This is a genomic window from Iningainema tapete BLCC-T55, assembly GCF_014698965.1.
In the GTDB taxonomy this organism is placed as follows: Bacteria; Cyanobacteriota; Cyanobacteriia; order Cyanobacteriales; family Nostocaceae; genus Iningainema; species Iningainema tapete.
On record NZ_JACXAE010000111.1, the window covers coordinates 52,302 to 65,307 of the forward strand.

12 protein-coding genes and 1 tRNA gene are annotated in these 13,006 nt (G+C 39.2%); 5 read left to right on the forward strand and 8 right to left on the reverse strand.

Annotated features, from left to right (window positions below; genetic code table 11):
* Positions 1-131: 131 nt before the first annotated feature.
* Both ICL16_RS37860 and ICL16_RS37865 read left to right on the forward strand, forming a co-directional pair.
* The gene (locus ICL16_RS37860) at positions 132-3,113 is read left to right on the forward strand and encodes a DUF1574 domain-containing protein (protein ID WP_190836727.1); all 2,982 of its coding nucleotides are present in this window, start codon (positions 132-134) and stop codon (positions 3,111-3,113) included.
* Between the two features lie 73 nt (positions 3,114-3,186).
* Positions 3,187-4,668, forward strand: coding sequence for an MBOAT family O-acyltransferase (locus ICL16_RS37865; RefSeq protein WP_190836728.1), 1,482 nt, complete (start codon positions 3,187-3,189; stop codon positions 4,666-4,668).
* Positions 4,669-4,705: 37 nt separating this feature from the next.
* Here ICL16_RS37865 and ICL16_RS37870 read toward each other — a convergent pair whose 3' ends face one another.
* A complete protein-coding gene (locus ICL16_RS37870; protein WP_190836729.1) occupies positions 4,706-4,963 on the reverse strand; it encodes a hypothetical protein in 258 nt (85 codons plus the stop codon).
* A gap of 4 nt (positions 4,964-4,967) precedes the next feature.
* Positions 4,968-5,090: a hypothetical protein gene (locus ICL16_RS47050; protein ID WP_273039907.1), complete on the reverse strand. Its 123-nt coding sequence runs from the start codon at positions 5,088-5,090 to the stop codon at positions 4,968-4,970.
* Positions 5,091-5,392: 302 nt separating this feature from the next.
* On the opposite strand from ICL16_RS47050, the gene ICL16_RS37875 reads away from it, so the two are divergent.
* Positions 5,393-5,980: a DNA cytosine methyltransferase gene (locus ICL16_RS37875; RefSeq protein WP_190836730.1), complete on the forward strand. Its 588-nt coding sequence runs from the start codon at positions 5,393-5,395 to the stop codon at positions 5,978-5,980.
* Positions 5,981-5,995: 15 nt separating this feature from the next.
* The gene (locus ICL16_RS37880; protein ID WP_190836731.1) at positions 5,996-6,808 is read left to right on the forward strand and encodes an HNH endonuclease; all 813 of its coding nucleotides are present in this window, start codon (positions 5,996-5,998) and stop codon (positions 6,806-6,808) included.
* Between the two features lie 205 nt (positions 6,809-7,013).
* On the opposite strand, the gene ICL16_RS47055 is transcribed toward ICL16_RS37880, so the two are convergent.
* The 5 genes from ICL16_RS47055 to ICL16_RS37905 form a co-directional block, all read right to left on the reverse strand.
* The gene (locus ICL16_RS47055) at positions 7,014-7,148 is read right to left on the reverse strand and encodes a hypothetical protein (protein WP_273039908.1); all 135 of its coding nucleotides are present in this window, start codon (positions 7,146-7,148) and stop codon (positions 7,014-7,016) included.
* A gap of 435 nt (positions 7,149-7,583) precedes the next feature.
* On the reverse strand, positions 7,584-8,105 hold the full coding sequence (locus ICL16_RS37890; RefSeq protein ID WP_190836733.1) for a hypothetical protein: 522 nt from the start codon (positions 8,103-8,105) through the stop codon (positions 7,584-7,586).
* Between the two features lie 32 nt (positions 8,106-8,137).
* On the reverse strand, positions 8,138-9,553 hold the full coding sequence (locus ICL16_RS37895; protein ID WP_190836734.1) for an AAA family ATPase: 1,416 nt from the start codon (positions 9,551-9,553) through the stop codon (positions 8,138-8,140).
* Positions 9,554-9,645: 92 nt separating this feature from the next.
* A tRNA-Ser gene (locus tag ICL16_RS37900) sits at positions 9,646-9,730 on the reverse strand.
* 75 nt (positions 9,731-9,805) lie between these two features.
* The gene (locus ICL16_RS37905; protein WP_190836741.1) at positions 9,806-10,735 is read right to left on the reverse strand and encodes a TIGR04168 family protein; all 930 of its coding nucleotides are present in this window, start codon (positions 10,733-10,735) and stop codon (positions 9,806-9,808) included.
* A 154-nt stretch (positions 10,736-10,889) separates the two neighbouring features.
* On the opposite strand from ICL16_RS37905, the gene nadA reads away from it, so the two are divergent.
* Positions 10,890-11,861 carry a quinolinate synthase NadA gene (gene nadA / locus ICL16_RS37910; RefSeq protein WP_190836735.1) on the forward strand — a complete coding sequence of 324 codons (972 nt, stop codon included), beginning with the start codon at positions 10,890-10,892 and terminating at the stop codon, positions 11,859-11,861.
* Here nadA and ICL16_RS37915 read toward each other — a convergent pair.
* Positions 11,858-12,772, reverse strand: coding sequence for a hypothetical protein (locus ICL16_RS37915; RefSeq protein ID WP_190836736.1), 915 nt, complete (start codon positions 12,770-12,772; stop codon positions 11,858-11,860). The genes nadA and ICL16_RS37915 overlap by 4 nt on opposite strands.
* Positions 12,773-13,006 lie beyond the last annotated feature (234 nt).

Below are 13,006 nucleotides of genomic sequence, written 5' to 3' on the forward strand. Positions count from 1 at the left end.
TGGGGTGATGGTGTGGATGAAGATCAAAAAACAGAAAAGTAAAAAGTGCCTAAATTGATAACTATATGGTCTTAGTTTACAACTCAGGGCTACTATCCCCCAATACTAGCGGACAGTAAAGTCAAGTTCACATGAAAACAGTGCCATCAGATAGCCAACAATCCATAGAACAGTGGGTAAGTCAAGCAACAGGGATCAACACTCTTGGTGTGAAAGTTCAGTTGCGCGGAAATGATCTACACATTCTTTGTGAAGCTTCAGAATGTCCTCAGCGTTGGCGTACTCTGTTTGATTTACTGCAAGCGCTACAGCAAACAGATTTGGATGTCCTGACAAACAGCGATAAATCCTCAATATACCAAGTATTTGTCTACGGACGCAAAAAAGGAGAACTTGAACCCCAATGGTGTCATCGGGTTTACTTGAATCAACTAGAACAGCATCTTGCACAAGCAAAGGAAGCTCTTTTAGAAGATGCAGAAAAATCAAGTAGACCTGGCGGAGCGCTGATCGTCTCTAATGAAAGTTTGGCACAAAAAGGGGACCCAGAAGCGATCGCTCGCTATTTAAGTGAAACACTTTCATCTTTGGGTGTAGCAGTAGAGGTTCAAGTTAAAAAGCAATCATCCACTCAGAACAAAGAACGTTTGTGGATATTTTGCCAATCTTCTTATCACCCCGATCCTTCCCTAATTGCTGAACCAGTGGCGTTTAAGTTAAGAGAACTTAAACTTTCTGGCTATGAAGATGCAGTGATTGCATCTGTTGTTAAAGGTGAAACTACATATGACTGGCTACTAAGGATTGATTTAACACCAAAAGAAGAAATGCTCAAACAATGGGCAAGATGGGGTGATGTACAAGCGATCGTGCGATTGTTAAATCTAGCTTTGGCAAATTCTCGTGTATCAGTAGAAGCAAATCTCAAAGAGTCAACGCTACATATTTTTTGTACTCATGCGGAAGCTACTTGTGAACCAGAGAAAACAGCTTGCTTAGAGGTAATTGCACCTCAATTAGAAGCCATCGCGCCCCAAGGTATTCTTCGCGCCGCTGTCTACGGACAAAAAACTAATCAACACCAGCCTAATTGGATTGATTGGCAATATTTACCTGGTAGTGAGCATCAAGCCTTGTCTCTATCTACACTAGAGTTGGCAAGTGGTGGTGATGAAGAAGCGTTGGTCTTTTTACTTGAGCGTTTACTCAATCCTAACCTAGATTTGCGTTTGAAGACAGGAGGTATTCGTGTACTTGTCTTGCGCAAAGAAGATTTGTTACACATAATGTGTGATGCTCCTGTTTGTCCAGCAAGAAAACAAGTATCACACTTAGTCACTGAGTTTATCCGTTCTTTGCATATGAACGGTGTTGCTGGAGTAAGGGTTTATGGGCGTCGCGCTGGGAATAAGGAACCTTTTTGGCATCATGGCGTCGATCTCAAACACCGCCAACGATTAGTACCAGAAGCTACTCCAGAATTTGCTGCTACTTGTGCTTATGTAGGCGAACTTCTCCCATCACCAACGAGTGAACCAGTGTTGCGCCCTCGCTTAACCTCTCAAGAAGTTCACAATGTTGTCACAGCAGTGGCTCAAGATTGGGGTGGGGGGGCGAAAAAACTTTTATTAGAAACACAGTTATTAGTTGAAACTGATTCTGCATCGGAGCAAAAGAGTGATTATCATAGTCTAAAAGTTGAGAGCGATCGCTCAGAACAAGCAAAAAGCGCTGGAGGTTTTAAAGTTGCTTTGGTTTGGGGTGCATTGGGGCTATTGCTCACTCTACAAATTGATTGGGTTTTGAGTCAAATTGTGACTAATACAACATTATCAAAGCCAATAGCAGCATCTGCCAAGAATCAAAATCAGAGAAATGCATTTTTTGCTAATACTGCTAAGCAAAAAGTTGCCCGTGATAGTACATTTAATGCTTCTAACTTTACGTCTACAGATGATAATAGTCCAGCGACAAATTTAACAGCTACTCCACTAAAACAAAAAGCAACTGCAACAGCTATTCTTCTGTCAGCCCGTTCCCGTAATGGTGCAACAGCCAAGATGCCTAGTTTTAACACAAGGCAACTAGATGAGCAATTGGCGCTATACAAACAGCGGTTGGCAAAAACTGGTAGTCCCCCACAAGTATTAATTATCGGCTCTTCTCGCGCTTTAAGAGGAATAGATCCAGTAGCGCTTTCTCAAGGTTTGGCTACTCAGGGTTATGCAAATATTGATGTATTTAATTTTGGTATTAATGGCGCTACAGCACAAGTTGTAGACTTTGTGATTCGCCAAGTTCTTCAACCATCAGAATTACCTAAAATAATTGTTTGGGCAGATGGTTCTCGTGCTTTTAATAGTGGTAGAGAAGATATTACTTTTAATGCGATCGCTGCTTCCCCTGGTTATAAACAATCTCTCCAAACCACAAATGTTGATGTTCTTAATTCCGCTTCAACAACTAAAAAACAAATCAAATCCGAACAGCAACAAGATAGCTACAAAGCTTTAAATCAATGGTTAAATCAAGCTTTAGCGAATGTTTCTCCTGCTTATCAAAAACGCGATCTTCTTAAGAACTTGCTTAATCAGCAACTCAATAATTTTCCGCTCATTGGTAATCTCAATTCTTCTATTAAAACCCCAAAAAATCAAGTAGACACAGAAGATGCTGGACAACAAGCTGTTGATTTCGATGGCTTCTTACCTTTGTCTGTGCGCTTTCAACCTGTAACTTATTACCAAAAACATCCTAAAGTTTCTGGAAGTTTTGATAATGACTACCAGTCCTTTAACTTACAAGGAGAACAAGAAATAGCCTTACAAACACTGCTTGAATTCACCACCTCTCGAAAAATTTCTTTAGTATTTGTCAATATGCCTCTAAGTAGAGACTACCTAGATCCAGTCCGGACAAAATACGAGCAAGAATTTCAGCTATATATGTCAAGTTTAGCTGATAACCCTAACTTTATTTATCGTGACTTAAGCCAATTCTTATCAGAACTAAATGATTACTTTTCTGATCCCAGTCACCTGAATCGTTATGGTGCATACAAAGTCTCGAAAAAGTTAGCTAATGATCCAATGATTCCTTGGTCTATGAAGTAAGAAAAAGCTAATTGCTAATAGTATAAATTAGCAATTAGCAATTAGCAATTAACCATTAACAATTAACAATCAGATGAACTTTATCTCAATTTTATACGGACTATTCTTATTAATTTTACTCTTAATGTATTGGTATGCACAACAGCGGTTAAGGTTAATCATACTGCTTGCAGGTAGTGTAGTATTTTATGCTTCTTTGTCTGGACAAATTCAATATGTTCCTCTCTTGCTGGCACTAATATTTGTTAATTTCCGTATTGGAAAAGAAATTGGGGAAAATACTGCCGAACTTTCGCAAAAGTGGCAAATTTCTAACGAAGAGTGGCATTTTGCTCGTGCTGATTGGAATCGTCAACGTTTTAAGTTATTATGGCTAGGAATAACTTTAAATGTTTTACTTCTTTTCGGTTTTAAGTATCTACCACCAATATTAGGTTTTACTTTTTCAGAACAAGCTTCTTTTAAATTAATTGCACCTTTAGGAATTTCATTTTTTACTTTTGAATGTATTGCTTATTTAGTAGATATATATCGAGGTGCGCCAGCTGCTAATGATTTACTTCAATTTGCTACTTATAAATTTTTCTTTGCTAAACTTATATCCGGTCCCATTACACGTTATCACTACCTAGCAAATCAATTCAATAATTTGCGCTTACCCACACCTGATAATGTGGCAGAGGGATTATGGCTAATCGCTTTAGGAGCAGTGAAAAAGGGTGTCTTAGCAGATCACTTGGGCATTTTTGTCGATTTATCTTTTGGCAATCTTCAAAGAGCAGGTAGTAGTGATTTATGGTTAGCTACTTTTGCTTACGGTTTACAGTTATATCTTGATTTTAATGGATATGTAGATATTGCTCGTGGTACTGCGTTGTTATTTGGTTTGGTGTTACCAGAAAATTTTGATTTTCCCTACTTCAGTACTAGTATTGCTGACTTTTGGCGGCGCTGGCATATGACTTTAGGTAGCTGGTTGCGTAACTACCTTTACTTTCCTTTGGGTGGTTCTCGTCAAGGGTTAGATCGTACTTGTTTCAATTTAATGCTCGTGATGCTGATTGCTGGTATTTGGCACGGTGCAGCATTAGGTTTTTTAGTTTGGGGGGCATTACACGGTTTGGCTTTGGCTGTACATCGGTTTACAAGTGCCATTTGCCATCGCTTCGAGGATCTAGAAAACTTTTGGCAAACACCAGTGGGAGTGGCGATCGCTTGGTTATTAACACAATCAATGGTTTTCACATCTTGGATTTGGTTCCGCCTACCCAACCTTCAAGATTCTTCTTTAGTAATTCAGCATCTCTGGGGGCATCCGGCTGATACCCAATTTAATCAAAAAGTCTACGTTGAAGCTTTGAATCTTAGCCAGTACCAGATGGCAGTAATACTGGGCGCTATATTTTGCTGTATGAGTATCGTATTTACCTTTGAACGTGGATTCAAGTTACGGTTCAATTGGCCAGTCAAGCTAGTATTCGTACCTCTTTGCCTCTACGCTGTTTGGTTGCTAGCTCCTGAAGGTAGTTTACCTTATATATACTTCGATTTCTAATTAGGTTTAACTAGTTAAGCTCGTCCTTTGTCCTCAGTCATCTATCGCGGTCTTCCCGGATCATAGCGGTGCTATCTGGCCACTCTATATCAGTTGGAAGCTGCTCACGACGGCGACGACTTTCCTCTAAAAGTTTTGGTACCATCTTTCGTCTCTCGTCTAGCTCTACCTCTATTAGCAAGGCTTTCTCTAATAAGAGAATAATTTGGGTGTTAATAGATATGTTGTGAGCTAAGGCAAGCTTTTCTAGTTTTGCATATAACTCATCAGGTATATCCGCATTAAGGGTAGCCATTACCTTACTCCCCAGTAGAAATTATTGGCAATGGTAACATGATACGACCAGTGCGGGGTTGGATGGGGAGAACGGGGGCGCGATCGCTCGTCATAATGCCCACCCAATAAACTACAGAACTTATCATAATGCTAGCACAATGCAAGCAGATGCATTGTGAGAGTTAGAGAGGGTGCGTAGACGCTGCGCGAACACGTCTACGCTTTGGCTTTGGTAAACCTGACTGCTGTTGCGACTCTGTCCAAAAGCAGTCAGGTTTACAACTCCATTTTGGAAACCGTAAGTTTTCCCGACAGGGGATCGAGTTGTTTAGGTATCAAGCGTTATAAGTAAAGTAAAGAAGCTGTAAGCTTTAAGAGTTTTTTGCTTATTTTTGCAGCTAAACTGTATCAGGGCTAGCTACGACATTACAGAGATGTTTTGAGGTAAATGGACAATAAAGCAAACAAACCGACCGTACTGGATTTATTTTGTGGTGCAGGTGGGATGAGTTTAGGATTTGAAAATGCTGGTTGTGAAATTTTAGGAGGAATTGATAAAAATCCCCACGCAATTAAAACTCATCACACAAATGACAAATTGCAACTTTACGAGTCTGAACCTAAATCAGAATATCAAGCAAAAATGAGGAGTAAAAACAATCAGTCTGTGGGTGTAATGAATCACATATGCCGCGCTCATAATGAAAAAGACTTAGCTATATTTGAAATGCTACCTCAAGGCGGAAAATATAAAGATTTACCTGAATCAGTTAAACGATATCGTGATGATATTTTTGATGATAAGTATAAAAGATTAAAGTGGAATGAACCATCATGGACATTAACGGCACATATGCAGAAAGACTGCTTAGCATATATTCATCCAACTCAAACTAGAAGTATTTCTGTCAGAGAAGCTGCTAGACTTCAAAGCTTCCCAGAACACTTTGTATTTGATGCACCAATGACTAAGATGTTTGAGTTAGTTGGTAATTCAGTACCGCCTCTTTTGGTAGAAGCGATCGCGCTTGAGTAGCGGAGGTAGTGAGAGATGGCTCTAGGAAAGCGTTGGTCAAGAGATGAACTCATTATTGCCATGAATTTATACTGCAAGCTTCCATTTGGGCAGCTTGATCATAGAACACCAATCATTATTGAAGTTTCTCAAAAGTTAGGAAGAACACCAAGTAGCCTATCGATGAAGCTTTGTAATTTCGCTTCTCTCGATCCTGTACTACAAGCACGCGGCATTCAAGGTCTTCGCGGTGCAAGTCAAGCTGATAGAGAAATTTGGCAGGAGTTTTACACGAATTGGGAAGAACTTGGGGCTGAAAGTGAAGAACGCTTTCAAGCGTTATTTGAAAATACAATATCTGAAGATCATCAACTGCCTACTCAACGCAAATCTCAAACAGTTCGGTCAATCAAAATACCCAGAAGTCAGCCTACTGGTTCAACAGAAGCAGAAGTAACTGTAAAGGCTCGAATCGGACAGAATTTTTTTCGGCAAACTGTTTTGGCTAACGACGACAGTCGCTGCTGTATTACTGGTAATCCAATTCCCGAACTTTTGATTGCAAGCCACATACTACCCTGGGGCAGTTACCCAGAACATCGGCTTAATCCTCATAATGGTTTGTGTCTCAGTCGGACTCAGGATGCAGCGTTTGACAATGGTATGATTACATTTGATGAGGATTATCGATTGGTCCTCAGTGCATATCTTGAAAGTTTTTTACCTGAAGAAACATTAGAGCGTAACTTTGTTGCTTATCGCGGACAGCAAATGCGTTTGCCAGAAAAATTTCAACCTGCTCCTGATTTCCTGCGACGTCACAGAGAAGAAATTTTCCTTGGCAATTAAATTTTGCCTTTACTGTTAATTCAGCGTTTGATTCCTTCTACTTCACGCAAGGACTGTTGAGCATTCCGATAAACTAGACTACTGTGTTGCTCTGCTACCGTTTGCCAGCGATCAAACCCTCCTCGCACCTCCCAATCAACTTGGTCTTCTGGCGAACGGCAAATTTCGAGTTAAATTTGCGATCGCCTGTTAATTAACTGATTAATTACCTGTAATTCAATTGTAGAGTTACGAAAACTCTGCATAAAGCAGCACTCGTTTTTGCCACCCATTCTGGTGCAATTGGTATACCCTGAATAACTCTTGCTTGTTGCAGTAATGCAACAGCTACAGGTTTCATCGCTCTCTTGCCCTTGCTGCAAATGGAGATCTGTTCTTACGGACACAATGCACCTGGTTAGAAAAAGTTTGAGTAGTCTAGTTATTTATTATTTTCTCTACTCAAAGTATTAAGAAAAACATCTTAATCAAAACCTTACAAAATTTTAACATTCTCAGCATCAGCCTTCTACCACAGTTATGGATAAAATTGCAAAAATCACATTTGACTGAAACTAAATAACCTTCGCTCCACATCTTCAGCCTGCTACCAATGGCAGACTGGGCATCTGCTACTACTCAAACTCAAGTAGCGTTCGCCCAACCAACTGATCACAAATAATTCAACGGAGAGGGGGAGAGCCGAACTGCCGGAGATTTTAGCCTCACTCGATTTCAAGTGGAGTGCAATCTACCATACCACCTCATTTTTGTATCAATATGCTAAAAAATTTACTTATCTACCTTTTTTTCTTTTCCCTTTAAGTTGACGGGCGACACCTCGAAGAAATTCACCTAAATCTTTACTCCGACTGATATCATAATTGCTTTCTCCAAAAACACTGATTAATTCTTGTTTATACTTATCGGTTTCTCTTGGTGGAGAGTTATTAATTCTAATAAAAGCTTTTGCAGTATATAAATTATTTTGGGTTTTCAATAAACTTTTAAAACTACTATATGTATTAATAACTTGCTCGATTGCTGTTTTTAAATCGCTGCCCTTCAATTCCACAAAACATATGGTTCTCTCTTCGCCTCTGGCATAAAATACAATTAGATCACAAATCTTCATGCCTGGTTTATTAATTTCTAATAGCTGACGCAGTTTGCAATTAGAGTTTGATTGCTCATCTATAGAAAAAAATAGAACTGTTTCGCCTGTTTCTGGTTGTAGACTTATTTCAACTCCATTTTCTATAAAACTAGTTTTACCAGGGAGAAAACAACCTGATAATAATAAGGTGTTAAAAGGCATTATATATTTAATTTCTCCTTGGCTGAAAATAATTATGGGAAAATATGGGAGATATCATCAGAAACATTACCAAAAGTTCCCCAATCAATTCGCCCTTCTTCATCTAAAATATTTCTTGCACTTCCATCTTCAAATAAATATACAGAAACTTGATCTTGAGGAATAAAAGCTTCTGTTCTTTCTAAATAAAATCGTTCCTTAATACTCTCTTTATCACTGTGTTTAGCAGCTCGCATAAGATTAGTTAGATGATCAACAATGTAAGGACTGTGAGTTGTAATTAATATATTTAAACCAGCTTGAACTAACATTGCTAAAAATTCAATGATTTCTACTTGAGCTACTGGATGTAGATTCATTTCCGGTTCATCAATAATTAGCAACTCATCTGGCTCAACTAAATAACGCAAGCAGATAACCAATGGAGTAAGTTCTTTAATCATCGAAGAAGTTACTTGCATTTCTAATTTTAAACTGTTTGATGGCTGGAAAAGTATTTGATTCACTAATTTGGATGAATCAAAATCTACTTTACCTTGTAGTAAATGATTTTCCAATAATTCAGATAGTTTAATATAAGTTGAAATTTTTGGTTGAGCTTGTATTTCTTCTTGTCTGTGAGCAGATGATTTGAGCACTGCATCTACTAATATCTCTATTAAGCTTTGTACTGCAAAGCTTTGTGTTTGTTCTACTTTATGTGTACCTATTGGCTCTAATTCAATACTTTCTATATTCTCATCTTCAACAGTTTCAAGTTCAACTATCTCTTTTTTCACAGAAAAAGGAAATGTGATAAAAGTCGTTCTTTCCGTAGGCAAAATATAAACGTATGAACATAAAGCTCGATGAATAATTCTTAAAATATCTTGAGTCAAAATCTGCTTGAAAACTTTTTTCGGTAACTTTTTTAAAAGATTATTTTCAGTAATTGTGTAGAAATAAATATTATTTTCACCATGTTCTTTGATTACACTTAAGGTATTTTTACGTTGTGAACCAAAATTGATTTGTCTTTCTAAGGCAGATTTTTTTATTTTGTCACATATTTCTTGCTTGACTTCATCTAAAAAAAACCTTACCTTCAATTCGGCAAAATCTACTCTTTCAGTTGCCAGAAATGTTTTCATCCAGCTTGGAGCTAATTGTGCCACATCATTAATATATATCTCTGCATATTCTTCAACAAATTTCACTAAATCAATCTGTGTACTACCTTCTTGTAAAAACTGTTCAATTGCATTGTCTAGTGTTGAATATCTATGCTGAGTTTTTCCATCAATATAGGTTTTTAAGTACCTCTGAAAGCCATGTTTACCTAAAATGGATGCTAATGTGTAAGCTGTCCAAGTTTTGCCCGTACCATTACCACCTATAAATACAGTGAGAGGTTTCAAGTCAATTTCGGCTTTCTTAATGACACCTAAGTTAGAAATTTCTACTTTCATTTCTAGATTTTTTTAATTTCTACAAATTAATTTTGCCCCTTAGTTAGGAGGAGCGCAAGCTTTGTATCTTTACCCAATCATAAATAATTCAACGGAGAGGGGGAGATTCGAACTCCCGGAGGTTTTAGCCTCACTCGATTTCAAGTCGAGCGCAATCGACCACTCTGCCACCTCTCCAGTAAAGCTGTCAGCACACTGCTGTCAGCGGTCAGCGAATATTCAAGCTGACCAATTACAAATTATATATCATCTTCATGCAGTTTGCACTACTTGATTGGATTGTTTATACAAAATTTCCTCAGATGCGATCGCGAAATCGTTGCCAACCCAAATGAGGGAGACTTGCGAGACAATACCATTTTGCAGCAAGACGATGGAGAAATTACGCTGCTTGTCCCCCCCCTGATCCACGATCCTGGGTACACTTGCTGCATTGAGGTAAATTGTCCCCTCTGGGCTGGTAAAGATTCGCTTGCGCGGTGCTTTCTTGGTGTGGCGCAGGGTATGATGCATATGACCAAAGGTGACGAGGGGAATGGTTTTACCAGTATTTAGTGTCTGAGATATCGCTGCGGCTAAATCTGGATCGCCAAAGTCGCCGCCGATGGGATGCCAATCTCTGCCACAGGGATCTTCTGCGCTGGAGCCTAACCCAGTAGGACCATTATGACCCATAAATATAATCGTTTCATAAGCCGCACTGTTTACTGCTGCTAGAATGCGTTCCGTGGATTCCTCAAAACTTTGTACTCCATACCTTTGTTGGTAGAAATCGGCATATTTCCACTCCGCTCCGCCCCAACTAAAGGGACGCCCGCCAACAACCGTTAAATTTAAAGTGGGGAAATCCAGCTTACTGTAACCGACTTGGGTTTCACCTAGTAAATCTAGTTGTTGCTTTACCCAGTCTTCTTTGCTGCGGTCATAAGGACATTTCCTTCGTCCCCAATCTGTGGCAGTATACCAAGCATCGTGGTTGCCCATCACTGCTGCTTTGGGCATGTCGAGTTGAGCGATCGCTCTAACTACTTCCACGGACTCATTGCCAAAATCTCCGACAAACAGCACTAAGTCAACTTCCAGATGCTTAAGTGCAATACCATCTTCTTCTTCCCATTGGTCGTGAACATCTCCCACTACTGCTATTTTCAACGTTTTTGAATTTGTTTTCTGACTCGTCATGCCATTTTCCTTGCCTTCTCTTTCCAGCATAGGAAACTCCAAAGGATTTTGACACAATCTTAGCTAAGGTCGTAAACCCCCCATACTATTTTTGGTAAAAACTACTATAATTGAATCCACCAGACTTAATTAACAATCTTTAACATCCCGAACCGTGTTTACGACCGCACTAGCTTCCAAAAATACCCATCAGGGTGATCTACCACTGGATTTATTTGCTGCCATTGAGAGTCTGAAAAAAGAACTTAACGCTGTGATTCTGGCACACTATTATCAAGAGCCAGATATACAGGATATAGCCGACTTTATTGGCGACTCTCTACAATTGGCAAAAGCAGCAGCTAATACAAATGCTGATGTGATTGTCTTTGCTGGTGTCCACTTTATGGCGGAAACAGCAAAAATTCTCAATCCTGACAAATTAGTACTTCTCCCAGATTTGAATGCTGGTTGTTCTTTGGCAGATACTTGTCCACCAGAGGCGTTTGCAAGTTTTAAAGCAGCCCATCCCAATCACTTGGTGGTTTCTTACATTAACTGCTCTGCCGAGATTAAGGCAATGAGCGATATTATCTGCACAAGTTCTAATGCTGTCAAAATTGTGGAACAAATCCCTGAGGAGCAACCGATTATTTTTGCCCCAGATCGTAATTTAGGGCGGTATGTGATGGAAAAAACTGGACGAGATTTGGTATTGTGGCAAGGTAGCTGTATTGTGCATGAAACTTTTTCGGAAAAGAAGATTGTACAGTTGAAAATTGCACACCCACAAGCACAGGCGATTGCGCATCCAGAATGTGAAACTTCTGTGTTACGTCACGCGAGTTTCATTGGTTCTACTGCTGCTTTACTCAAGTATTGTCAAGAAAGCCCTGTTCAAGAGTTTATTGTTGCCACAGAGCCTGGGATTATTCACCAAATGCAAAAACTAGCTCCACACAAGAGCTTTATTCCCGCACCACCAATAAATAATTGCGCTTGCAACGAGTGTCCTTTTATGCGGTTGAATACTTTGGAAAAACTTTACTGGGCGATGAAAAATCGCACTCCAGAAATTAATATGTCAGAGGATACCCGTAATCGTGCTTTAAAACCAATTAAACGGATGCTAGAGATGAGTGCTTAGAGGAAAGAAGGACTTTTCTTTGCTTCTTTTTGAGCAGCTTCACTATATATTTTGTATAGTTTAGTGCGGATTTGAGCTTCCTGGTAGCGACTATGGGTTGGTGGCACGGCTCTCATCAGTTCTGATGCCCGTTGCCACCTAGCAGCCAGATCCAACCACTGAGCTGAAGTTTTAGCAGTTTTACCAGTTATGGTATTGTAGTTGGCGATTCGCACTGCTGCGGCAAAAAAATCTTGTGATTCAGGGGTATAAACACGGAGCCTAGTAGCAACAGGCGATAGTTCAATTTTTTTCGGGTTTGTATCTGCTGGCGTTAAAGATTTGATCACCTCTAACGATTGCATTGGATTTTTCAGTTTATAACCTATTAATGCATAAACTCCACCAAAAATCAATAGTAAAAATATGCATAAACTAGCTAATTCTGAGATTCTTTTTCTCGGCGCAGTCTTAAAGTTATTTTTGTTAAAAACTTCATAGCGACGATAAGACTTAAGTAAGTTTTGCTTTCCAAATTCAGTTTTGCTCTCTTGAAAATCTTGAACTAGTTGTTTGAAAAAATTCGGCTGAATTAAAGTAATTTCCTGTGACCATAGTAAATTATCGGGATCGCGGTTAATTTCCTCTAGCCAAAGCAATTGCTGTTCTCGCACAACTCGACTATTGATATTAACTCTACGAATATTACGCGGTGCAATTGACTCCAGTATTTGCTGAATTTGTTTAACTAAAATTGATTTTTCCAGCTTATCTACTGTGTGAGCCTCACAAAGAAGTTGTAAAACACCACGATCAAAAATAGCTCTGGTTCTCACACCAGAATTTGCTAGCTGTTCATTCAAGATTTGAATAATAGCAGCAACGCTACCTTGGTGAGCTTGCCAAGCGATATCATTTATCCTGTCTATCATTTTGTGGATTAGCAATATCTGTTCAACCTTGAATTATTAACAACACGGCGGAGAATATTTTTGCCTTTTCTTAGATTTTATGAGTAAAGTAATGCGATCGCCAAATAAAATTACAAAAATAAAGCCTCTTTCTTAACGTTAGAAAGAGGCTTTATTTAAATTCTAGTCCTGGCACTGAGCTATTTTGGCAGTCGGCAACCCGACAACTATCGTGGCCGCTGCAGCGTTTCACCT

Coding starts and splice junctions, on each gene's coding strand:
- ICL16_RS37860 (WP_190836727.1), top strand. CDS start 132: ATGAAAACAGTGCCATCAGATAGCCAACAATCCATAGAACAGTGGGTA.
- ICL16_RS37865 (WP_190836728.1), top strand. CDS start 3,187: ATGAACTTTATCTCAATTTTATACGGACTATTCTTATTAATTTTACTC.
- ICL16_RS37870 (WP_190836729.1), bottom strand. CDS start 4,963: ATGGCTACCCTTAATGCGGATATACCTGATGAGTTATATGCAAAACTA.
- ICL16_RS47050 (WP_273039907.1), bottom strand. CDS start 5,090: ATGATAAGTTCTGTAGTTTATTGGGTGGGCATTATGACGAGCGATCGC.
- ICL16_RS37875 (WP_190836730.1), top strand. CDS start 5,393: ATGGACAATAAAGCAAACAAACCGACCGTACTGGATTTATTTTGTGGT.
- ICL16_RS37880 (WP_190836731.1), top strand. CDS start 5,996: ATGGCTCTAGGAAAGCGTTGGTCAAGAGATGAACTCATTATTGCCATG.
- ICL16_RS47055 (WP_273039908.1), bottom strand. CDS start 7,148: ATGAAACCTGTAGCTGTTGCATTACTGCAACAAGCAAGAGTTATTCAG.
- ICL16_RS37890 (WP_190836733.1), bottom strand. CDS start 8,105: ATGCCTTTTAACACCTTATTATTATCAGGTTGTTTTCTCCCTGGTAAA.
- ICL16_RS37895 (WP_190836734.1), bottom strand. CDS start 9,553: ATGAAAGTAGAAATTTCTAACTTAGGTGTCATTAAGAAAGCCGAAATT.
- ICL16_RS37905 (WP_190836741.1), bottom strand. CDS start 10,735: ATGACGAGTCAGAAAACAAATTCAAAAACGTTGAAAATAGCAGTAGTG.
- ICL16_RS37915 (WP_190836736.1), bottom strand. CDS start 12,772: ATGATAGACAGGATAAATGATATCGCTTGGCAAGCTCACCAAGGTAGC.